19 protein-coding genes are annotated in these 21,935 nt (G+C 57.7%); 14 read left to right on the top strand and 5 right to left on the bottom strand.

From position 1 onward, the window contains the following. Positions 1–290: 290 nt before the first annotated feature. The 8 genes from QZR14_RS13160 (at position 291) to QZR14_RS13125 (ending at position 9,998) form a co-directional block, all read left to right on the top strand. Positions 291–731, top strand: coding sequence for a low molecular weight protein-tyrosine-phosphatase (locus QZR14_RS13160; RefSeq protein WP_311996805.1), 441 nt, complete (start codon positions 291–293; stop codon positions 729–731). Positions 732–770: 39 nt separating this feature from the next. After that, positions 771–2,999, top strand: a complete 2,229-nt coding sequence (locus tag QZR14_RS13155) for a polysaccharide biosynthesis tyrosine autokinase (RefSeq protein WP_250606962.1) — start codon at positions 771–773, stop codon at positions 2,997–2,999. A 40-nt stretch (positions 3,000–3,039) separates the two neighbouring features. After that, on the top strand, positions 3,040–4,122 hold the full coding sequence (locus QZR14_RS13150) for a glycosyltransferase family 4 protein (RefSeq protein ID WP_311996804.1): 1,083 nt from the start codon (positions 3,040–3,042) through the stop codon (positions 4,120–4,122). Positions 4,123–4,137: 15 nt separating this feature from the next. Beyond that, positions 4,138–5,250: a polysaccharide pyruvyl transferase family protein gene (locus tag QZR14_RS13145; RefSeq protein WP_311996803.1), complete on the top strand. Its 1,113-nt coding sequence runs from the start codon at positions 4,138–4,140 to the stop codon at positions 5,248–5,250. Next, a complete protein-coding gene (locus QZR14_RS13140; RefSeq protein ID WP_311996802.1) occupies positions 5,247–6,479 on the top strand; it encodes a polysaccharide biosynthesis C-terminal domain-containing protein in 1,233 nt (410 codons plus the stop codon). Before QZR14_RS13145 ends, QZR14_RS13140 begins: the two co-directional genes overlap by 4 nt. Continuing rightward, positions 6,470–7,573 (top strand): hypothetical protein, encoded by a 1,104-nt coding sequence (locus tag QZR14_RS13135; RefSeq protein WP_311996801.1) that lies wholly within the window; start codon positions 6,470–6,472, stop codon positions 7,571–7,573. Before QZR14_RS13140 ends, QZR14_RS13135 begins: the two co-directional genes overlap by 10 nt. Positions 7,574–7,585: 12 nt before the next feature. Next, complete coding sequence (locus QZR14_RS13130) at positions 7,586–8,632, top strand: acyltransferase family protein (protein WP_311996800.1); 1,047 nt, start codon at positions 7,586–7,588, stop codon at positions 8,630–8,632. 235 nt (positions 8,633–8,867) lie between these two features. Next, complete coding sequence (locus QZR14_RS13125; RefSeq protein WP_311996799.1) at positions 8,868–9,998, top strand: SGNH/GDSL hydrolase family protein; 1,131 nt, start codon at positions 8,868–8,870, stop codon at positions 9,996–9,998. Between the two features lie 107 nt (positions 9,999–10,105). Here QZR14_RS13125 and QZR14_RS13120 read toward each other — a convergent pair whose 3' ends face one another. Then, positions 10,106–10,510, bottom strand: a complete 405-nt coding sequence (locus QZR14_RS13120) for a mannose-1-phosphate guanylyltransferase (protein WP_311996798.1) — start codon at positions 10,508–10,510, stop codon at positions 10,106–10,108. 29 nt (positions 10,511–10,539) lie between these two features. Next, a complete protein-coding gene (galU, locus tag QZR14_RS13115) occupies positions 10,540–11,373 on the bottom strand; it encodes a UTP--glucose-1-phosphate uridylyltransferase GalU (RefSeq protein WP_311996797.1) in 834 nt (277 codons plus the stop codon). Between the two features lie 391 nt (positions 11,374–11,764). Here galU and galE point away from each other — a divergent pair, with 391 nt between their 5' ends. The 6 genes from galE (at position 11,765) to QZR14_RS13085 (ending at position 17,964) form a co-directional block, all read left to right on the top strand. Then, the gene (gene galE / locus QZR14_RS13110) at positions 11,765–12,781 is read left to right on the top strand and encodes a UDP-glucose 4-epimerase GalE (RefSeq protein WP_250606952.1); all 1,017 of its coding nucleotides are present in this window, start codon (positions 11,765–11,767) and stop codon (positions 12,779–12,781) included. A 230-nt stretch (positions 12,782–13,011) separates the two neighbouring features. Continuing rightward, on the top strand, positions 13,012–13,248 hold the full coding sequence (locus tag QZR14_RS13105; RefSeq protein WP_007910552.1) for a hypothetical protein: 237 nt from the start codon (positions 13,012–13,014) through the stop codon (positions 13,246–13,248). 144 nt (positions 13,249–13,392) lie between these two features. Then, positions 13,393–14,454 (top strand): polysaccharide biosynthesis/export family protein, encoded by a 1,062-nt coding sequence (locus QZR14_RS13100; RefSeq protein ID WP_122607453.1) that lies wholly within the window; start codon positions 13,393–13,395, stop codon positions 14,452–14,454. A gap of 11 nt (positions 14,455–14,465) precedes the next feature. After that, positions 14,466–15,131 (top strand): YjbF family lipoprotein, encoded by a 666-nt coding sequence (locus QZR14_RS13095; protein ID WP_311996796.1) that lies wholly within the window; start codon positions 14,466–14,468, stop codon positions 15,129–15,131. Beyond that, on the top strand, positions 15,131–15,889 hold the full coding sequence (locus tag QZR14_RS13090) for a capsule biosynthesis GfcC family protein (RefSeq protein WP_311996795.1): 759 nt from the start codon (positions 15,131–15,133) through the stop codon (positions 15,887–15,889). Before QZR14_RS13095 ends, QZR14_RS13090 begins: the two co-directional genes overlap by 1 nt. Continuing rightward, entirely contained in the window at positions 15,886–17,964 is a 2,079-nt protein-coding gene (locus tag QZR14_RS13085; RefSeq protein ID WP_311996794.1) for a YjbH domain-containing protein, read from the top strand. The genes QZR14_RS13090 and QZR14_RS13085 overlap by 4 nt, the downstream gene beginning before the upstream one ends. A 481-nt stretch (positions 17,965–18,445) precedes the next feature. Here the strand turns inward: QZR14_RS13085 and QZR14_RS13080 are convergent, their stop codons facing one another. The 3 genes from QZR14_RS13080 to QZR14_RS13070 all read right to left on the bottom strand — a co-directional run bounded on the left by QZR14_RS13080 (position 18,446) and on the right by QZR14_RS13070 (position 21,883). After that, a complete protein-coding gene (locus QZR14_RS13080; protein WP_007950006.1) occupies positions 18,446–19,840 on the bottom strand; it encodes an undecaprenyl-phosphate glucose phosphotransferase in 1,395 nt (464 codons plus the stop codon). A gap of 390 nt (positions 19,841–20,230) precedes the next feature. Next, a complete protein-coding gene (locus QZR14_RS13075) occupies positions 20,231–20,863 on the bottom strand; it encodes a winged helix-turn-helix domain-containing protein (protein ID WP_311996793.1) in 633 nt (210 codons plus the stop codon). Positions 20,864–21,142: 279 nt separating this feature from the next. After that, positions 21,143–21,883: a winged helix-turn-helix domain-containing protein gene (locus QZR14_RS13070; RefSeq protein WP_311996792.1), complete on the bottom strand. Its 741-nt coding sequence runs from the start codon at positions 21,881–21,883 to the stop codon at positions 21,143–21,145. Between the last annotated feature and the right edge of the window lie 52 nt (positions 21,884–21,935).

The raw sequence follows: 21,935 nt of genomic DNA, 5'->3' as shown, positions 1-21,935 counted from the left end.
TGCTCTCCCGAAGAGAAGTGACAACTGCGAATAAATGATCCCGTTTCTCAAATTTCGAGTGAGGTGATGGCACTTAGTGCGCGAATGTTATTTTTTGTCGGAAAACAGGCATTCGAAAATCACAGTTATTTTTAGTCCGCTAATTGTGGTTGGGGGGCTTTTAAACGCTGTGGTACTTAATACTTCGGTACTAACAGGGCGAATCTATTTCTGAGTGCAGGAAGATCTTGAGGGTTCATTCAAATGCTCTCGGGATGTTGGCCGTTTGACATTACACAGGAAAGTAAACCTTGTTCAGAAAGATCCTTGTTGTCTGCGTGGGCAATATATGCCGAAGTCCGACGGCAGAACTGTTGTTGCGTAAAGCGCTGGGTTCCACGGCCATCACGGTGACGTCCGCAGGCCTTTCCGCCCGGGTTGGCGAGGGCGTCGAGGCGTCGGCCCGGCAGATTCTCGAAGACCATGGGCACAGCGCCGAAACGTTCAAGGCGCGGCAACTGACAGCGGACATCGTCAATGACTCAGACCTGATTCTGGTCATGGAAAAACAGCATGTTAATCAAGTACTGAAGATTGCCTCTCACGCCAGAGGCAAAGTGTTTCTCCTCGGCAAGTGGCAGAGCGAGCGCGAAATACAGGACCCGTTTCGTCAAGGCAAGGCCGCTTTTATTCATGCCCATGCATTGATTGAAGATGCTGTTAGTTCATGGGCGCAGCGCCTCGGGCATTGATGAATATTCTTCAGATCAGTGAATGGTAAGAACAGACTTATGCAGTTACCGTCAGTAATCGGCACCCGTGACAACGATCAAGACAGTATTGATCTGCTCGGCATATTTGGCAGCCTGATCGATCAGAAATGGTTGATTGGCGCACTGACCGGGGCCTTTATGGTCACCGGCGTGGCCTATGCGGTTTTGGCCACGCCCGTGTACCTGGCGAATGCGCTGGTGCAGGTCGAGCCGAAAAAGAACGACATGCTCGGGTTCTCCGACCTCAACAGCATGCTCGGCGGGCAATCGCCGTCGGTGACCGAAATCGGCATCATCAAATCCCGCGCGGTGATCGGCAAAACCGTCGACGACCTGCGGCTGGACATCGATGTCACTCCCAACACCTTCCCGATGATTGGCGGCTTTCTTGCCCGGCGTTATCGCGGCGAGACCGAGACCAGTGTCGCCGCGCCGCGTTTCGGCCTGAGCAGTTACGCCTGGGGCGGTGAGCGCCTGGAGTTTGCCCGGCTCAATCTGCCCAAAGAGCTGTTGGGCAAGAAGCTCACCCTGATCGCCGGCGAACAGAAGCGCTTTCAGCTGCTCGATGACAACGACAACCTGCTGGTCGAAGGTATGGCGGGCGAAGCCTTTGCGGCGGACGGCGTAGAAGGGCAGATCACCCAGTTGCTGGCCAACCCCGGCACCCGTTTCGAAGTGGTGCGCAACCCACGGATCGTGACCATTCAGGGTTATCAGGACGCCCTGGATATCTCCGAGCAGGGTAAGGAATCGGGGATTATCAAACTGGCGCTGGCCAGCAGCGACGCCGCTGAAGCGGTGAAAATCCTCAACAAGATTGCCGCGCTGTACGTCGATCAGAACGTGCGCCGCACCTCGGCGGAAGCGGCGCAGAGCCTGGCCTTCCTGCAAAGCCAGTTGCCGCAGGTCAAGCGTGATCTGGCCAAGGCCAGCGATGCACTCAACGCCTACCAGACCCACGGAAAAACCGTGAACATCTCGCTGGAAACCCAGTCGGTACTGGGCCAGTCGGTAGCGCTGGAAACGCGGATCTCCGAGCTGAAAATGCAGCAGGCGGAGATGGACCGCAAGTTCACCAAACAGCACCCGGCCTATCGCGCGTTGATGAGCCAGATCGGCGAACTGACCCAGCAACAGAAATCGCTGGAAGGCAAAGTCGGCGATCTGCCCGCCACACAGCAGGAATTGCTCAACCTGACCCGCGATGTCGAAGTGGCCTCGCAGATCTACACACAGTTGCTGAACAAATCCCAGGAGCTGGACATCGTCCGCGCCGGCGCGGTGGGTAACGTGCGTCTGGTCGACGCGGCGGATGTCGACCTGACCAGCCCGGTCAAACCGAAAAAAGCCCTGATCGTGCTGATCGCCACCTTCCTCGGTGCCTTCGTCGGCGTGGCCCTGGTGCTGCTGCGCAAATCCCTGAGCCGTGGTCTGGAAGGTCCGGAAGCCATTGAGCAACTCGGTTTGCCGGTGTACGCGTCGATTCCGTACAGCGCCTTGCAGGATGAAGAAGACAACAAAAAAGGTCGCGCCCGCGACGGCGTCGACAAACCGGCGTACCTGCTGGCCCTGCGTAATCCGACGGATCTGTCGATCGAATCGATCCGCAGCTTGCGCACCTGCCTGCACTTCGCCGGGCTGGACTCGACCAACAACCGCATCATGATTTCCGGGCCGAGCCCGCAAGTCGGCAAGACCTTCGTCTCGTCCAACCTCGCCGCCGTCATGGCCCTGAGCGGCCAGCGCGTGGTGCTGATCGATGCCGACATGCGCAAAGGCCACCTGCACAAAACCCTCAACACGCCGATCACCAACGGTCTGTCCGACCTGCTGGTCAAGCGCTGCAGCATTGATGAGGCAATCAACAAGGTCGAAATCGACAACCTGCACTTCATCAGTCGCGGCCAGGTACCGCCGAATCCTTCCGAGCTGTTGATGCACGCCAACTTTCGCGAGCTGCTGGCGGAACTGAGCGAGCGCTACGACCTGGTGATCATCGATACGCCGCCGCTGCTGGCGGTGACCGATGCGGCAATCGTCGGCCGTGAAGCCGGGATCAGCCTGATCGTCACGCGCTTCGGGGTGAACCCGGCCAAGGAAATCGAACTGACCATTCGCCGCTTCGCGCAAAACGGCATCGAGCTCAAAGGCGCGGTGTTCAACGGCGTCGAGAAGCGCGCGGCCAGTTATTACGGCAACGGCGGCTACGGCTATTACAACTACGAATACGCGTCCGACAAATCCTGACTGTCAGCGACTGTTTTTTCCTGTTTGAAGTGGGTGAGTTGTGAAAAAAATACTGCACGTGGCAGAGACGATCAAAGGTGGCGTCGCGACGGTGATCCGGACGATTTCGGCTTCGCCTGAAGGCGATGCGGCGAACTACGAGCTGGTGTATCTGGTCCCGGATGATCAGGCCAAAGAGTTGCACGGCATCGGCGAAGAGCAGATCCGCACCTTCCCTCGTACCGGGCGCAACGTGCCGTCGTTGCTGCGTTTCGCCTGGCGCCTGACCCAGGTGATGCTCAAGGAAAAACCCGACGTGGTGCATTTGCACAGCACCTTTTCCGGGGTGATCGGCCGGTGCGTGTGCGTGCTGTTGCGACCGTGGCGCAAGCCGAAAATCGTCTACTGCCCGCACGCGTTTTCGTTCCTGATGGAAAGCTCGCCGACCAAGCAGAAAGTCTATGCGTGGATCGAGCGGGTGCTACAGAAAGTCACCGACGTGATCATTTGCGTCAGCCAGTACGAACTCGATAAAGCCGCGCGCTTCGGCATCGAGCGCAAGCGCATGAAGCTGATCTACAACGGCATTCACCGCAAGGATGACGCGCCAAAAGCGGCGAGTCCCGAGCCGATTCATCTGCTCTTCGTCGGTCGCCTCGATTATCAGAAAGGCTTCGACGTGCTGCTCAAGGCCTTCGCCAACGTGCAGCGCAAAGACTTGAAGCTGACCGTAGTCGGCAGCGCGGTGAACGAGGACTCGGTGGAGTGCCCACCGATGGACTCTGTTGAATACCTGCCATGGGTCACGCCGAGCGAAGTGCAGGCGCTGTACCAGAAAGCCGATGCGCTGATCGTGCCGAGTCGCTGGGAAGGTTTCGCCATGGTGCCGCTGGAAGGCATGGCCATGGGCTTGCCGGTGATCGCCAGCAATTGCACCTCGCTGCCTGAACTGGTCACCAATGAAGTGTCCGGCTACGTCTTTCCCTCCGGTGATCACCAGGCGCTGGCGGATGTGCTGACCATCATCCAGAAACCACGCCTGCTCGACCTCGGCAACGAAGGTCGGAGCATCGTCCGCGAGCGCTTCAGTGCCGCGTTGATGATTCGCCAGACCTACGACCTGTATCGCGCTCCCACTTTTTAAGTAGAACTCAAGCATATGAACGTAACGATTTTGCATGGCTACAGTGCGTCCAACTCCGGTGACGGCTTGCTCGTCGATCTGGCCATCGCGCTGGTGCAGCGCAACTTTGGTGAAGACACCGCGATCAGTGTCGTGGCTTCCGATCCGGACTCTTTCAGCTACTTGCCGCACCCGCGTTTCGACGCGCCGGTGATGGCGGCCAAGGGCTTGGGCCGGGTCAAGCAAGCGGTGTTCCTCAATCAGTCCTACGCCGGGCTGGCGGATCTGTTGAAGAAAACCGATCTGATCGTCGGCGTCGGCGGCGGTTACATGCGCTCGAAAAGTGCCTTCGAACACATCAAGTTGAAACTCGGCCACGCCAAGCAACTGGAAACTGCGATCCTCAGCAAAGTGCCGTCGGTGTACCTGCCACAAAGCATCGGTCCGTTCCACGGTGAGAGCAGCAAGATCGTCGAGCACTACGCCAATGCCGACGCGGTGTTCGTGCGTGACAATCGCTCTTCGGCCATGTTCGATGCCTGTGCCAACGTCTACCGCGCGCCGGATCTGGCGGTGCAATCGCTGGCGAGCAAAATCCTTCAGCAAGCGAAGTTCACCCGCTGCGCGTCGTCACCGGCCACGGTGTGCGTAGTCCTGCGCAAGCCGCCGGAGTGGAGCAAGGAAAAGAAAGTCGCTTACGTGGCCAATCTGAAATTGCTGCTGCAGCGTTTGAAGAACAAAAGCAAAGTGGTTTGCGCCGTACAGAGCGCGGTGCGCGGCAACGATGACGGCGCGTTTTATCGCGAACTGGGCATCACTGAAGATCTGCTGTCGTTGAAAGCAACGATTGCCAAATATCAGCCGGACCTGGTGATTTCCGTGCGTCTGCACGGCGCCATCGAATCGCTGCTCTCCGGCGTGCCCGCTTACCACATCAGCTACGAGCGCAAAGGCTTCGGCGCCTATCAGGACATGGGCGTGGAAGATTGGGTAATCAACGGCGGCGACATCAATGTCGACACCATCATCGACACGGTTTACGCGCCGAATGCGTTGTCGAATTTTGGCAAGCGCCTGACCGACACCTGCCGTGAAATCGAAGCGAAAACCGTGGCCATGGACGAGATCATCAAAGGTGTCGTTCGATGATATTTCGGCTACTGCTTCGCGGCGGTGCCTTGGGCGCGAAGTTTTTGCTGGTGTTGGCGATCACCCATTACCTCGGTTATGAGGCGCTGGGTTTTTACGGCGTGGTGGTCGCGGCTTCGTTGATCGCGTCGAAGTTCTACAGTGTCGGTTTCAGTTCCGAGATCAATCGGCTGATCAGTGTCGGCGGCAGTTCGCGCCGCGTGGTCGACAAGGTGCTGCTGCTGTACCTCGCCGTTGGCGTGGTCTTGTCAGTGGTGACGGTGCTGATTTACTCGCTGTTCCAGCAAGTCGAAGCGACGGCCGCGCTGATCCTTTGCGTGACGCTGGTGTTGCTCACTGAGCACCTGTCGTTCGAGATCAACTCGTTCGTGTTTTCCGCGCAGAAAGCCACGGCGGGCGCGCTGCTTTTTTTCATCAAGACCGGCCTGTGGGCGGTGTTGGCCGTGGGCGGGATGATGCTCGGGTGGGTGTCGGGTATCGCCAGCGTGTTGTGGTTGTGGGTCGCCGCCAACGTGCTGGTGATCATCGCCGGTTACCTGATCGTGGTGAACGTTCATCACGGCCGGGAATCCGGGACACTGGCCACTGCTACTGTGTGGAAAGCGGGGTTACCGTTTTACCTCGGCACCGGGTTGATCGCGTTGAGTCAGTACGCCGAGCGGTTTCTGATCGCCGACCTCGAACCGTACGCCAAACTGGGTCAATACGTGTACGCGTGGTCGGCGGCCAACACCTTGCAGGCGCTGTCGTATGCGGTAGTGGCGGTGGTCGGGATTCCGCTGCTGGCCAAGCGTTTTCAGGCTGATCAACAGGCGTTCACGGTCAAGCAGTTGTTCATCAACAAGTGGGTCATGCGCTCACTGGTGGTGTCGGCGGCGGTGGCGGTGGCGATCTATGTGTTTTTCAACGTGGTGCTCGATTACGTCGCCACCAGCGTTCCGCGTCCGGATAACGCCATTCTCGGTGTGCTGATTTTCTCCTTCGCCTTGCGCGCGATCGGCGACATCGTCTGGGGCGGTTTGATTGCCTCGAAAAACAGTCGCGTATCACTGGCCAGCGCGGCGATCTGTCTGCTGGTGTCAGTGCCGGTCAGCTATGTGTTGATCAAGCACTATTCGATTTACGGCGCGGCGTGGGGCAACGTCTTCGCGATCATCGTGCAACTGCTGGTGATTGCCGTGCTGACCCGTGCAACGGCCGGGAAAAAGGCTGCGTTGTCATGGGCCTGAAACTGCCGTGCATCGAGTTTCGTGGCAAGCGACTCGATTCGTATGTCTCGTTCCTGATCCTGTTCACCGGGCTGTTCCTGTCGGTGGCCATGCCGCTGTTGGTCCCGCGTGATCCTGGGCCGGATGCGATGACCTTGTGGTCGTCCTACGCCCGCGCCGATAACTGCAACTTCTGGAACCCGTTCTCGCCGGATCGCTCGTCCTACGAGTGTTCGGCGTTCCTGCTGCGGCCCACCGGGATCAACCTGACCAATGCCTGGGCCTACGGCATGTTCTGCAATTTTTTCCTCACGGCGATTCCAGTGGTGGTGTTCCGGCGCATGCCGCTGGCGATCTTCGGCACCCTGTGTCTATGGGGCATCGTGCGCTCGTTCTTCCTCGAGAATCTGACCAAGGAAATCATTGTGTCGGTGGCGGTGTTGAGCATTCTGCTCAGCTCGCTGACGCGCAAATATCGTGGCGGGTTCTTTCTTTCGGCAGTGATCTACGGCGTGCTGATCCGGCCCTACTGGATTCTGTTTTCGCTGTCGTGGGTCGGTGTCTGCGTGATGAAAAAGTACGTGTCGCGCACAACGTTCTTTTTGATGCTGTTCCTGTTTTACCTCGCGGTGGCGATGTCGATCCAGCTCGCCCTGGGCTTTCCGGTGTCATCGATTCGCGCCAGCAACAACGAATTGCGCACGGCGGGCGAGGAAGGTTCGAAATCGTTGATCGTGTCGTGGCTCAGCGGCAGCGACTTCGTTTCGCAGGCGCTGGACTCGATGATCATCTTCTTCCGCCTGTCGTTTCCAGTGGAGTTGATTCTGCTCTCGGGGCCGGGGCAGGTGATCTTCGTGGCGCTGATGATCATGACCGCGTTGCTGCTGTTCAAAGTCATCACCTCGACCGATTACAAGGGCGCGCCGATCCAGACCAAACCCAAGGAACTGATCGCGATCCCGCTGGCGTTTCTGCTGGTGCAGGGCCTGTTCGAGCCGGACTTCGGCTCCTTCGCCCGGCACTTCTCGATGGTGGTGCCGGTGTTGTTTGTCGGTCTGGGCTTGATGCTGCGGGCGAACCAACCGGTGCAGGTTGAATCAAGAATTCTGAATTGAGGCAGGTGCTTTATGTCGAGCAAGAAAAAGTCCCTGGAGATCGAAACCCTGCGCGGCCTGGCGTGCCTGCTGCTGGTGCTCTATCACGTCATCGGGCCGCTGGGCGGCGGGTTGAAAATCGATATCGGCTCGCCGTTCCGGGTGATCGCCGACTCGATGGTCTACGTGCGCATGCCGCTGTTCACGTTTATTTCCGGGTACATCTATTCGATCTACAAAATCCGTGGCAATGACTTTTCCGCGTTTTTCAGCGGCAAGGTGCGCCGCTTGATCGTGCCGCTGTTTTGCGTCGGTGTGCCGTTCTCGGTGTTGCAAGCGGTGGGGCCGGGGGTGAACAAGGATGTCGGGGTGATCGACGCGTTGCTGTCGTTCTGGGTGCCGATCAACCACTTCTGGTTCCTGCAGGCGGTGTTCATTATTTTCATGTTCGTCGGGTTGCTGGAGTGGCGCGGGATGTTGCGTTCGGCGACGCGCTTGTATGGGCTGTTTGCCTTTGCAGCAGTGTTGTTTCTGCTGCCACCGTTCAAGTTCGACGCATTCGGGATCAACGGCGCGATTTACCTGCTGCCGTTTTTTGTCGCCGGGATGATTGGCCAGGAGAACGTTGACGCACTGAAGCAGCGCTTCAAAGTGATCGGGCCGCTGGTGTTTGTGCTGATCTCGCTGACGTTGCTGTATGTGGCGGCGATTGATCGTGAGTTGATTGTCGATCGTCGCAGTCTGATCGGTCTGGCCGTGGGTTGCGTGTCCTGCATCGCGTTGTTGTCGAGTGATATGCGTTCGAAGGCGCTGACCTGGCTCGGTGGCTACTCCTATGCGATTTTCCTGTTTCATGTGCTGTTTGCGGCGACGTCGCGGTTTGTCCTGGGGCGGTTGGGGGTGAAGGATGAGAGCTTGCTGGTGCTCGGTGGCTTGAGTTGTGGCTTGCTTGGGCCGGTGGTGTTGTCGATGGTTTTCAGTCGGTTCAACTTCACCTCTGTGTTGTTCCTTGGCGAGCGGGCGGCGAAGAAGAAACCGTTGGCACCCGTCACCCCGGTGGTGCAAACCCAAAGCAGCTAAGAGCGTCGCTCCCACATTAGATCTATGCGAGCGACACAATCCCTGTGGGAGCTGGCTTGCCAGCGATAACGGTGGGTCAGGCAATGAATCTGTGTCTGACCGGACCCCATCGCTGGCAAGCCAGCTCCCACAGGTTTTTTCGGTGTACATAGACTTAGCGGATGACCACAACCCCTGTGGAGCGATGATTCGTCCTGCTCGCGAAGGGGCCATTCCAGACTGAAGGAAATTTTGCATGTTGGCAGTAGATGACGCGCAACCCGTCGCAGCGTCGGTGGTTCAGGTGGGCGATGCCCGCGAGCGTTTTGCCCAGTGGCGTGAAGGCAAGGCCGGCAATGTTCTGTCGGTCTCGGTGATCGGCGACAGCTACAGCGCGGGGCAGGATTTCTACCTGAACAAACTGGTGCAGCGCGTCGCCGGCGAGGTCGGTTTTACCGGGCCCGGTTACGTTGGTTTCAACCACGGTGCTGCGCTGGGCGGCACGCATTTCAAATACACCCGCAGCAGTGACAAGTACTTCGGCGGCGACTGGAAGGTTTCAGACCTGGGGCAAGCGAGCCCGGACAGCCGCACGGTGACAGGCCGGCCCGGCGCTTGGTTGCAGGTGGATGCCAATCCTTCGCCGCGCATCGATACGGCCGTCACTCAGGCGAAACTGCTTTATCTGGGCAATGGCGAATCCAGCGAGATCCGCTACCGCTGGACGCCCACGCAAGACTGGCAGCCCTTGAAACTCGAAGGTTCTGGCGTTCAGGAAGTCCCGCTGACAGGTCTCTCGGCAGCGAAAGACTGGTCCTTCAAACTGGAAGTGGTGAAGGGGGCGCCGACGTTGTTCGGGCTGTGGATGAGCAATGATCAGAACGGCGTGCGGGTCTCGAAACTGGCCGCCTCCGGCGCGGCTTCTGCGGACTTCTATCACAAGGATCCGCAATGGCAGGTGCAGTGGAAAGCCGCTGTGTCGAAGATCCCTGCCGACGTTTACCTGATCATGCTCGGTGGCAATGACCAGGGTTTCGGCGTGAAGCCTGCGCAGTATCTGCAGAATGTTCAGGGGCTGGTGGGGATGCTGCGTGAGATTCAACCGGCGGCGAGCATCAACCTGATCATGCGTCAGGACACCACGCGCTCCAGCGCTTACCCGATGTCGGCGTACGCGCAGGTGCTTGAGCCGTGGGCGCGCGAGCAGCATCTGGGGTACGCCAACCTGCAATGTGCGTTCGGCCCGGACGTCAAACGTTACGCGGCGGCAATGATCGGCCCGGACAAGATTCATCCGGTGCCGGCCACGGGCGGGAAGGTGATTGCCGATTACTTCTATGGCTGGATCACCGGCGCCAAGGACCGTTGTGACACCCTCCCGAAATAACCACAAAACCCCTGTAGGAGCTGCCGAAGGCTGCGATCTTTTGATGTTGCTGTTAAAAACAAGATCAAAAGATCGCAGCCTTCGGCAGCTCCTACAGGGGAGTGTGTTTATTCGAATTGTTCTATCTGGCCCAGCAGCTCCGAGAGTTTCTGCGGCATCAACCGCGCATCACAACGGGTTTCCACGTTGATGATGATCGCCGGGTCGTTGCAGCAAATGCGCACGCGAAAGCGCCAGTCACCAAAGATCACCTTCAGCCCATCCTGGTCATCCATCTCCAGCGCCTGCTCGCCATACAGTTTTTTCAGGTGAGCGAGCAGGGGATACGGATCACGCATCGGCCGTCGGATATCACCGGACGCCGGAAACACGCCAATCCGCTCCACCAGCAGAATCGTGCCCAGCCAGGACTCGTTGGCGCTGGGCAACGGCTGATGGCGGGACAACCAGCTCATCACCCCGAGGTTACCCACCTCGCGTTCAATCTCTACGGAATGTTGTGCAATGTTCATGGTGGCCTCGTTGGGTGAAGGGAGCCGTCTCAGCGGCCCTTGAGATAAACGTTTTCGTAGCAGAAATTGGTCGCCTGCAAATAACCCTCGGCGTCACCGCAGTCAAAGCGCAGACCTTTGAATTTGTAGGCCAACACGCAGCCGTTCTGTGCCTGTTTCATCAGTGCGTCGGTGATCTGGATCTCGCCGCCCTTGCCCGGTTGGGTGTCGGCGATCAGGTCGAAAATGTCCGGGGTGAGGATGTAGCGGCCGATGATCGCCAAGTTCGACGGCGCGTCTTGCGGGGCCGGTTTTTCCACCATGTTGTTGACGCGATAGATGCCGTCGGAGATCAGCTCGCCGGCAATGACCCCGTACTTGTGGGTCTGGTCGGCCGGGACTTCCTGGATGGCGACGATCGAGCAGCGGAATTTCTTGTACAGCTCAATCATCTGCGTAAGCACGCCGTCACCTTCCAGGTTCAGGCACAGGTCATCGGCCAGTACCACGGCGAAAGGTTCATCGCCGATCAGCGGACGACCGCTGAGAATCGCGTGGCCCAGACCTTTCATTTCCACCTGACGGGTGTAGGAGAAGGTGCAGGTGTCGATCAGCTCGCGGGTGCCGGCGAGAAACTTCTCTTTCTCGGTGCCGCGAATCTGGTGTTCGAGTTCGTAGCTGATGTCGAAATGGTCTTCCAGCGCACGCTTGCCGCGACCGGTGACGATGGCCATGTGTTGCAGGCCGGCGTCCCGCGCTTCTTCAACGGCGTACTCGATCAACGGCTTGTTGACGATCGGCAGCATCTCTTTCGGCATGGCTTTGGTGGCCGGCAAGAAACGCGTGCCATAGCCGGCAGCGGGGAACAAACATTTACGAATCATAAAAGTATCCTGGACAGTCATGGAACACAGGCGACGGATGCGGGCCATAAGCAATGGCTGCAAGTTTCAATATTGATTGAAGGACTACTTTAATACCTGAGTCAGGTTGTTAATGGCAATTAGTTGGGCCAGTAAAACGTGACAATGTTATGAGATGTCGGCAAGTACGTTATTGGTTATTTTTAGTCGGTATCTGTTGATAGTGATGAGTGCGCAGGGAGTGCTAATAAGTAGCCGGGCAATACAGTGTGACCTGCAAAAATATTTATTGCCAGTCATTGAACTAGTTTTGTTTTCGGTTGTTGTCGCCTTATTTGTGTGGAGTGTGACACATCTTCAATGAATCAGGCTTGACACGCTACTTGTCACTCATTCAAAGACGGATCGCGCTATGAAGATTCTGGTAACGGGTGGCGCCGGCTATATCGGCTCGCACACCACACTTGCTTTACTTGAAGCAGGTTATGAAGTTGTCGTACTGGATAACCTTTGCAACAGCAGCGAAGCCGCGTTGCACGCCGTTGAAGGCATTTGCGGCAAGAGTGCCTGGATGATCCGTGGCGATGTCTGCGACCGGGCACTGCTCGACCGGATCTTCCGCGAGCACACGATCGACGCGGTGCTGCATTTTGCCGGCCTGAAAGCGGTCGGCGAGAGCGTGCGCAAGCCGCTCGAATACTACGAGACCAACGTCGGCGGCAGCATCAACCTGTGCCAGGCGATGGCGGCGGCGGGGGTTTTTCGTCTGGTGTTCAGCTCGTCGGCCACGGTGTATGGCGAGCCTGAGCAGATGCCGATTCGCGAGGACTTTCCCACCGGCAATCCGACCAATCCCTACGGCCAGTCCAAGCTGATCGTCGAAAACGTCCTGCGCGACCTGAGCCAGGCCGAGCCGCGCTGGAGCATCGCCTTGCTGCGCTACTTCAACCCGATCGGCGCCCACGCCAGCGGGCACATGGGCGAAGACCCCAACGGCATCCCGAATAATCTGGTGCCGTACATCAGTCAGGTGGCGGTCGGCAGCCTGCAGGAGCTGTCGATCTTCGGCAACGATTACCCGACCATCGATGGCACTGGCGTGCGCGATTACATCCACGTCGTCGATCTGGCGGACGGCCACTTGAAGGCGTTGCAGTCGATCTCCGAACGCAGCGGCATTCATACCTGGAACCTCGGCACCGGCGATGGCTACAGCGTGCTGCAAGTGCTCCACGCGTTCGAGCAGGCCTGCGGGCAACCGGTGCCGTACCGGATGATGCCGCGCCGTTCCGGGGATATCGCCGAGAGTTGGGCGGACGCCTCCAAGGCAGCAAAAGAGCTGGGCTGGAAAGCCACACGCAACTTGCAGGACATGGTCACCGATACTTGGCGCTGGCAATCGAATCATCCCCAAGGCTACTCGCGATGATGGCCATTTAGTCCAATGTTATTTTCAGTCAGGTTGTTAGATAACGTCGGGAAATTACACTGGCAATGCCTTTTGCAAGTCCGTAGATATAAACCTGCCGTTCGACTTTTATCAGTTGGGTAAGACTGTGAAAGAACGACGGATCATGTTCGCGCTTTTTGCGGACTTGAACTCACCACCGCTAACTCAGACGAGTTTTTTAACAAGTCGAATGTTAGAAAGGAGTTGATATGAAAAAAGTGATGGCAGTTGCCCTGTTGACGATGTTGAGCAACTGGGCTGCCGCCGCTGAAGCACCGCTGACAGCGGTAACCAATGTAGGTGGCAACGTGGCGGCTTCTCAAGCGCCCGCAGCCAGTACTGCAATGGTTGCCAGTGCTGTAGCGGCGTCTAACAGCGGTGGCAGTGCCAACGGCGGTACCACCGGTACGACGGGTACCACCGGTACAACCGGCACGCATAACTAACAGGAAGTTCTGTTAGTGCAGTACAAGGTCGCCCGACGCAAGTCGGGTGACTTTGTTTTTGGATTCGCCCTTGAATAGCGTAGTGCCATTATGACTCGTAGTGTTTATCTTTTAATGTTGGCAAGTCTCGCTTTGCAAGGTTGCATGTTTTCCCCCGGTCAATACCTCAGCACCAGTGACATCACCCGCCAGGGTGCCAGCGAAAGCAGCCGGGTCGAGCTGATTCCGATCACGCCCAAGCTGATTGCCATGAACCGCGCCACGCAAAAGCGTGAGTCGCTGCCGCCGGAGCTGTTGGCCACTCCGGCCGAATACCGCATCGGCAACAACGATGTTCTGTACATCACGGTGTGGGATCACCCCGAGCTGACGGCCCCGTCCGGCGCGCAACAACAGATCGATGCCAACGGCCGACTGGTGCGCTCCGATGGCACGCTGTATTACCCGTTCATCAAGGAAGTCCAGGCCGCCGGCCGGACCATCCAGCAACTGCGCTCGGACATTGAACAGCGGCTGTCGGCATTTATCGCCGAGCCGCAGGTGGATGTCGCGGTGTTGCGTTTCGCCAGCCAGAAAGTCGTGGTCACCGGCGCGGTAACCAAGGCCGGCCCGCAAGCGATTTCCACCAATCCGCTGAGCGTGGTCGAAGCCCTCGGTTCGGCCGGCATCGACACCAACAACGCTGATCTGTCCGGGCTGTTGCTGACGCGCAAGGGGCGCACTTATCCGCTGAATCTCGACTCGCTCAATCAGCAGGATTCCGAGTTGCAGAACGTCTACCTCAAGGGTGGCGACCAGCTGTATCTGCCGTACAACGACAACAAGCGCATCTACGTGATGGGCGAGGTCAACCAGCCGCGTGCACTGAGTTTCAAGACCGCAACGATGAACCTTACCGACGTGCTCGGTTCGGTTGGTGGCCTGGCCCAGACCACCTCCAATGGCAACGCGGTTTATGTCATTCGTGGCGTGGAAAACCTCGATGTCGAACCGGCGAAGATCTACCAGTTGGAAGCCGAATCGCCCACCGCCATGGCCCTCGCTTCGCACTTCGAAGTGCGTCCGCAGGACGTGGTGTATGTCGGGCCTGCCAACGTGACTCGCTGGAACCGTCTGATCAGCCAGTTGGTGCCGTCGGCATCGATTGTCGGCACCGGCGCTTCCGCTGCGAAGAACTGGAGCGAATACAGTAACAACAGCAAATAAGGTCGCCGACTTTGAACATTCTGAAAGTTGGCCTGTGCCTGATGGCGGCCTCGTTGCTGTGCGGCTGTAACCCGCTGATGAGCGCTTCGTTGAACAACCTCAAAGCGGCGGTTGTCGGCCCGGATGAAGTCGACGTGTCGGCGGCCGAAGTGGCCGGGGTCAACTACCCGCAACTGAAACTGACCACGCCGTCCGGCTCCGGGGTGCTGGCGCTGGTGCGCGAGCGTGAAGACCTGCAGTTCTGGGTCGCTTCCGGCAAACAAGTGCTGTTGCTGCGCAATGGCCTCGCCGTGCGCAGCATTGGCCTGGGCCTGGAAGGCGATCTCGATGGCACGCGGCTGGCCGATGACGCGCCGTTCAAGCAGGGCCTGCATCACGTCGCCGACGGTTTCACCACGCGGCGCTGGATCGACCTCTACAAGGGCCAGGAAGTCGGGGTGATCGTCAACAGCCGCTTCTCGCGCCGCGCCGAACAAACCCTGCAGATTCTCGACAAGGAATACACCGTGCTGCGTGTCGATGAACACATTGACGCCCCGGCCATTGGCCTGAGCGCGACCAATCGTTACTGGGTCGACCCGCGTGACGGTTTCATCTTGCAGAGCGAGCAGCAACTGACCTCGCAGTTGCGCGTCAAGGTTGTGCAACTGACCCCTGATCGCAGGCACCTGCCGTGATGCGCCTGAAACTGTTATCGGCGAGCCTGATGCTGGTCGCCAGTGTGAGTCAGGCGGCCGTCACGGTGTCGGGCGATGTCGCCAATCCCGGACCGGTCGCGTTGCCAGCGGGCGGGCGCTTGCTCGATGTGATCGGCGAAGCGGTGCCGAACGCCGAAGGCTATTGGCTGGCGGGCGGGTTGCTGCGGCAGTCGTTGATTGAGGAGCAGACACGGCTCAAGGTCGGCGTGCTGTTTGACCTCGACGTGCTGCAGCGCATGGCGGCGTTGTTTGATCGACCCAGTCGTGTCGCGCTGGCGCAGCGTCTGGCCGAAGAAGTGCGGCAGATGCCGGTGACGGGGCGGCAGATTGCCGATCTCGATCCGGTGGCGCTGGAGGTTGGCTTCGCGCGCAACATTCGCCTCGATGACGGCGATCGGCTGGTTTATCCGAAACGTGTCGATGAAGTGCAAGTGTTGGGCGCGGTCGCCGAGCCGTGCCACTTGCCGTATCAGCCGTTGCAGGAGGCGCGTGAGTACTTGCAAGACTGTTCGATTCTGGCCGATGCCGAAGCCGATTACCTGTGGCTGATCCAGCCCAACGGCGTGTCGCGGCGCGTCGGCATCGCGCACTGGAATCGCGAGTCCGGGCAATTCCCGGTGGCCGGCAGCAAGATTCTGGTGCCGGTGAAAAATGATGATCTTGATCCGCCTCTTCCTGAACTGAATCAGCAGTTGGCCGAATTCATTGCCACGCAGCTGGCCGAGGTGGTTCGTTGAAGTTACGTTTTGCAGCTGTGTTGTTATTGCCTTGCGGTCTGGCTCATGCCGAGCCGCGCATTACCCAGAATGACTTCGGTGGCACCGGGCTGTTGCAGACGCCGACCGCGCGCATGGCCCCGGCCGGCGAGTTGAGCGTCAACGCCAACCGCACCGAACCGTACAGCCGCTACAGCGTTTCGCTGCAGCCGCTGGACTGGCTCGAAGGCTCGTTTCGCTACACCGCGATCACCAACCGGCCGTACGGCTCGGAGGCCCTGAGCGGCAGCCAAAGCTATAAGGACAAGGCGGTCGACGTCAAAGTCCGGCTGTGGCAGGAGAGTCACTGGCTGCCCGACGTGGCGCTGGGCTTCCGAGACATCGGCGGTACGGGTTTGTTTTCCAGTGAATTTTTCGTCGCCAACAAGCGCTACGACAATTTCGATTTCAGCGCCGGGATTGCCTGGGGTTACCTCGGTAATCGCGGCGACATCGACAACCCGTTGGGCTACGTCAGTGATCGCTTCGATACCCGGCCGGCACTTGAAGGCACCGGTGACGTCAACTCGGGTTCGTACTTTCGTGGGCGGCCGTCGTTCTTCGGTGGCGTGAGCTATCAGACACCGTGGGATCGTCTCAGCCTGAAACTCGAATACGAAGGCAATGATTACAAGCACGAGCCGAAGGACAACGAGATCAAGCAGGACTCGCCGATCAACCTCGGCGCGGTGTTCAAAGTCACCGATTCGGTTGATGTCAGCGCGGCGTGGGAGCGCGGCAATACGGCGATGTTCGGCGTGACCTTCCACACCAATTTCGTCAGCCGCAAGGCACCGGCCAAGACTTACGACCCGACTCCGGAACCGTTGCCGGCGAAGGCGCCGACCACGGCGATGGATCAGGTCAACTGGGCCAATGTGTCGCAACGCTTGCAGCAGAACGCCGGCTACAAGGTCGAGCGCATCACGCAGCGTGATTCCGAATTGATCGTGTATGGCGAGCAGCAGCGCTACTTCCATTCGTCGAAGGCGGTCGGGCGGGCGAGCCGGATTCTTGATAACAGCGTCAACGACGACATCGACTGGTTCACTGTGGTCAACAAGCGCTACGACTTGCCGCTGGAAGAAACCAGCTTGCCGCGCCAGACCTTCCGCGAAGTGATCAGCAACGAGGAGCCACTGGAGTCTTTGCACCGCACCACCGAGATCAACCCGGCGATGCCGCACAACGAGAAAACCCTCTACACCGAAGCGCCGCAGCATTTCAGCTATGGCGTCGGGCTGGGCTTCAAGCAGAACGTTGGTGGTCCGGATGGCTTGCTCTATCAATTGAGTGCTGATGCCGACGCTGAATACCGCTTCAATCGCAACACTTGGTGGAGCGGTTTGCTCAGTGCCAACCTGGCCAACAACTTCGACAAGTTCACCTACGACGCGCCGAGCGGTTTGCCGCGAGTGCGTACGGATTTGCGCCAATACCTGACAACGTCCAACACGACCATGCCGTTGTTCCAGGTCAGCCATGCCGAGCAACTGGATAAAGACCTGTACGGCATGGTGTATGGCGGTTATCTGGAGTCGATGTTCGCCGGTGTCGGCGGTGAAGTGTTGTTCCGCCCCACCGGTGAACGCTGGTCGGTGGGCGCGGATCTGAACTGGGTGCGTCAGCGCGATTTCGATCAGGGTTTTGCCCTGCGTGATTACTCGGTGGTGACCGGGCATGTCACGGCGTATACGGATCTGCCGTTCGATACGCTGGCGGCGGTTAGCGTCGGGCGTTATCTGGCTGGGGATTGGGGTGGCACCGTGGACATCTCGCGCGAGTTTTTCAATGGCGTGCGCTTTGGCGCTTGGGCGACCATTACCACGGCGGGCAGTGCTGAATATGGCGAAGGTAGTTTCGACAAAGGCATCTACCTGTCGATCCCGTTCGACGAGATGATGAGCATGTCGACCATGCGCCGCGCCAACCTGGTCTGGGCGCCGCTGACCCGTGACGGTGGTGCGCGACTGAATCGCGGCTACCAACTGCACTCGATGACCGATAGCCGGGAAGGGGACATGTTTTATCGCAATTTCGAGAAGATCACGGAGTAAGCGCGGATCTCCGAAACACCCGAATCCCTGTGGGAGCTGGCTTGCCAGCGATGAGGCCGGCACTTGCAACATTGATGTCGCCTGACCCACCGCCATCGCTGGCAAGCCAGCTCCCACAGTTATGTGTCTAGCCATAAGGCCTGAGTCAAGCACAGCTTCCCAGGTTATTTGTCTAGCTGTAAGGCCTGAGCCAAGCACAGCTTCCCCAGGTTATGTGTCTAGCCATAAGGCCTGAGCCAAGCACAAATCCCCAGGTTGTTTGTCTAGCCGGGAGGCCTGAGCCAAGCACAAATCCCCTGTGGGAGCTGGCTTGCCAGCGATGAGGCCGGCACTTGCAACATTGATGTTGCCTGACCCACCGCTATCGCTGGCAAGCCAGCTCCCACAGGTTTTTGCATCCACGCCCAATTACTCTCGCGCGCCAAATCCCACGCACAAAAAAAGGGGACTTTCGTCCCCTTGCGGTATCCAGCGTTGAACCTCAGTAAATATCCTTCGACAGCAACGTAAACGGCGTCTTCACCAGGATCTTCAGATCCAGCCACAACGACCAGCTGTTGATGTACTGCAGGTCAATCTCCACACGCTTCTGCATCTTGTCGATGGTGTCCGTCTCACCGCGGCAGCCGCTGATCTGGGCCAGGCCGGTGATCCCCGGTTTAATCCGGTGACGCGCCATGTACGCGAGGATTTTCCCCGAGTAGTAGTTGTTGTGCGCGACGGCGTGCGGGCGAGGGCCGACCAGGGCCATGTGCCCCTGCAACACGTTGAACAGTTGCGGCAACTCATCCAGCGAAGTGCGGCGAATAAAGCGACCGACTGCGGTGATGCGCGAGTCATTACGGCTGGCCTGCTTCACGTCACGGTCATCGTGAACACGCATCGAGCGGAACTTCCAGACCTTGATCACCTTGCCGTTCCAGCCATGGCGATCCTGCTTGAAGAACACCGGGCCGGGCGAGTTGATCTTCACCGCCAGCGCAATGATCAGCAGGATCGGGCTCAACGCGATGATCGCCAGAAACGCCACGGTTTTCTCGACCAGACTCTTGCTCAAAGCAGCAGTAGGGCGGCTCGTCAGCGGGCTTTCGTTCAGGTAGATCGCCGGCAGACCGTCCACCACCTTCACCGAGTGATTGAGCAGGGTCAGACTGTTCAAGTCCGGCACCCACACCACGTCGACGTTGGCGCCGAGCAAATCGCCATAAATCGCCTCGATTTTCGCGGCTTCACACAGCGGCAGGGTGATGTACAAGCGACGAATGTCATGCGCCTCGATCAGCTCCAACAACTGTTCCTGATCGCCGACAACGCGCGGTGCATCCGAACCCAGCGCCGACACATCGCCATTGCTGACCAAACCTACCAACGGCAGGTTTTCCAGTTGGCTGAGCTTCTTTGCCAGACCCAACGCCAGTTCGCCGGTACCGACGATCAGCGTCTTGTGCTCGCTTTTACGCGACCGTTGGTAGTACTTGGAAAACGCATGCAGCGGAGCGTACAGAAACGCCTGACCGAGGAAGCCATACACCGCCCAGCTCAGAATCACCTGCCGCGAAAACAGCTCATCGGCCTGGCAGACAAAGGCGATGCACGCCAGCGCCGCCATGGTCATCGACCAACCCATAAACAGTCGACCGAGACCGGTCAGGTAGTTGTCACGTTTGCGATAAACACCGCTAAACGTATAAGCCGGCACCGACGCCAGTACCGCCAGCGTTGCACACATCCGGTAGTAAAACGCGACCGTCCCGGTGTGTTGCTCGGCGAGTATGAACAGCAGCGTCACCACAAAGCCCTGTGCCAGCGCCCATTGGCCCCAAAAGGTCAGTCCCTTGAGGCCTGTGCTTCGATTGATACTTAAAGAAAGATCCATACGGTATCCCCAAAAGACGTCCATTCAGGTTTCAACAGTTGAAAACCGAGTTGTTATGCAGACTTATTGTTTTTGTTGTAACGAGTGTCCTGAGGTAACAACATCGATATGCCGAACTGTCGTCAGTCAATAGACTAAGTTATTGGCTGGAATGGTGTCTGACGAGTTCTAACAAGATGGCACAGTGCCAACTTTTTAATAATTAAATAGCAGGGTGTTAGAAAAGGTCGCAGAGCAGGGGGTGAATAAATGATGTTGTATTTGTTACTGTTGGAGGGTGGAGGCAGGGAGTGTTTAATTCAGGGAGGAGGATGAAGCCAAACAGAGTGCTCTTGTTGTTTTTGTAATCGCACTTTTGCCTGTTTGTTCTGTTCGTGGAAGTCTTGCGGGTTACGCGACGATTTCCTGAATCAGGCAATAACCGCGGTTTCTGACGGCACGAAACAGTCGCTCACCATTACTGGCGCTTTTGAATTTGTCTTGCAGGCGACTCAGGCACATTTCCAGGCCGCGATATTGTTCCGGTTCTCGACCGATGCTGAGAATCAGCTCGTCACGACTGACAACACGCTCTTCATGGCTGAGCATTTTCCTGACCAATGCTGTTTCCAGGCCCGTCAGGCTGATTTCGACACCTTCTTTGACCAGTGCACCCTGATCAGGGTCCAGATGCCAGGTTTCATTGCCAGGTAGTTCACCGTCAACGGCAGGCGGCATGTTGCGGGTTTCCCCGGTAATGGCCGGGACATTCTGGAAAGGATTAGCCGATTGTGCAGCGCGCCATTCGGACTCAAGCGTGGCCAATATTCGCTGAGTATCGTGTTCGATACTGCGCGGGGCGTTTTTACGATTGATGCCTGGATATGTGAACTCCATCACCATTGGAGCGGAAGAGGGTGAATCAACCCCTTCAAACGAATTGAAACGTTCACTGGACAGCATGCTCTCCAGTTCGCGTTGCGACGTTGTACTGTGAGTCACGACAACAAAATATTTCCTTGGGAGGGTTGTACTAGTTTCCATGTCTCTCTCCTGAATACATACCAAAATTGGCTAAAAGATAAATCGGCAGGCGAGCAATGACTTCCTCGGAAGTAATCGATAGGCAGGGTCTGGGCCCAAGATTGGCCCTCGATAAATTCCACTCGATCTGCTGCTATGTTATGGAGTTTTATTGTTATGGGTCGTGTTGTCGCGCTCATTCAATTGCTTGATTTCAAACAGGCGTGAAGCAGAACGGGAGCTATATGGTTGCATTAGACGATCCTTCGTACGTATGCAAATGGGATGGCTGCCCGAGAGTCAGGCAGTCGATATCAGACCCCGCAGCAGGCGATAACCATAGCCGCGAATGCTCTGAATCGCGTTTGTACCATACATGTCCTTGATTTTTCCACGCAAGCGACTGATCGACTTCTCCAGTGCTCGAGGGTCGTAGAAATTGGTGTTGAGGCCCATGATGCTGGCGATTTCATCATGGCTCAGAATGTGATTACTGGTTTGCGCAAAGGCTTCGAGAATCTTCATCTCGGCAAACGAGATATCGAGTTTCTTGCTGGTGCCCATCAGGCAGATACGGGTTGGATCAAGTGTCAGATCGATATCGCGTTGCCATTCTTCACTGTTGAAGAACTCGCCCAGCAACTCGGCGCCAGCGTCGGAAAGGGTATTGAGCTTGATACAAATATCCGCGCCAGCCAGATAATATTTGATCTTGTTGAAGGCGCCGCGACCGGTGATGACCGCGCAAATGATCGGTTTCAAGTTGTCGCTGCGCAGGTTCTCGACCAAGGCAAGATTGTCTTCGAGGGCCTGTGGGCTGTCGATAACCAGGAAGATCGCTCGATACGAACCAGACTGTTCATTCAACTGATATGAACTAGTGTACGCGCTGGCTTCGAGCGCCATATCAGTGCGTAAATGCTGGGCGACTAGCGCTTTGACATGTTCAGCCACGCCACGGGTACGACCCAAAGTAAGAACACCAGGTTCGTCATTTGTCGGGCGCGGACTACTGGTCGCTAAGTTCCCTGAGAGCATCATGCATTGACTCGAATTAAGTGCTGACATCGGGATGTTAAAGCACCGGTTCTCA

The organism is Pseudomonas sp. rhizo66, from assembly GCF_031931925.1.
Taxonomy (GTDB): Bacteria; Pseudomonadota; Gammaproteobacteria; order Pseudomonadales; family Pseudomonadaceae; genus Aquipseudomonas.
The sequence above is the reverse complement of the archived record's forward strand: the minus strand, read 5'-3'. Positions and strand labels throughout refer to the sequence as shown.

Coding starts and splice junctions, on each gene's coding strand:
- QZR14_RS13155 (WP_250606962.1), top strand. CDS start 771: ATGCAGTTACCGTCAGTAATCGGCACCCGTGACAACGATCAAGACAGT.
- QZR14_RS13145 (WP_311996803.1), top strand. CDS start 4,138: ATGAACGTAACGATTTTGCATGGCTACAGTGCGTCCAACTCCGGTGAC.
- QZR14_RS13140 (WP_311996802.1), top strand. CDS start 5,247: ATGATATTTCGGCTACTGCTTCGCGGCGGTGCCTTGGGCGCGAAGTTT.
- QZR14_RS13135 (WP_311996801.1), top strand. CDS start 6,470: ATGGGCCTGAAACTGCCGTGCATCGAGTTTCGTGGCAAGCGACTCGAT.
- QZR14_RS13130 (WP_311996800.1), top strand. CDS start 7,586: ATGTCGAGCAAGAAAAAGTCCCTGGAGATCGAAACCCTGCGCGGCCTG.
- QZR14_RS13125 (WP_311996799.1), top strand. CDS start 8,868: ATGTTGGCAGTAGATGACGCGCAACCCGTCGCAGCGTCGGTGGTTCAG.
- QZR14_RS13120 (WP_311996798.1), bottom strand. CDS start 10,510: ATGAACATTGCACAACATTCCGTAGAGATTGAACGCGAGGTGGGTAAC.
- galU (WP_311996797.1), bottom strand. CDS start 11,373: ATGATTCGTAAATGTTTGTTCCCCGCTGCCGGCTATGGCACGCGTTTC.
- galE (WP_250606952.1), top strand. CDS start 11,765: ATGAAGATTCTGGTAACGGGTGGCGCCGGCTATATCGGCTCGCACACC.
- QZR14_RS13105 (WP_007910552.1), top strand. CDS start 13,012: ATGAAAAAAGTGATGGCAGTTGCCCTGTTGACGATGTTGAGCAACTGG.
- QZR14_RS13100 (WP_122607453.1), top strand. CDS start 13,393: ATGTTTTCCCCCGGTCAATACCTCAGCACCAGTGACATCACCCGCCAG.
- QZR14_RS13090 (WP_311996795.1), top strand. CDS start 15,131: ATGCGCCTGAAACTGTTATCGGCGAGCCTGATGCTGGTCGCCAGTGTG.
- QZR14_RS13080 (WP_007950006.1), bottom strand. CDS start 19,840: ATGGATCTTTCTTTAAGTATCAATCGAAGCACAGGCCTCAAGGGACTG.
- QZR14_RS13075 (WP_311996793.1), bottom strand. CDS start 20,863: ATGGAAACTAGTACAACCCTCCCAAGGAAATATTTTGTTGTCGTGACT.
- QZR14_RS13070 (WP_311996792.1), bottom strand. CDS start 21,883: ATGATGCTCTCAGGGAACTTAGCGACCAGTAGTCCGCGCCCGACAAAT.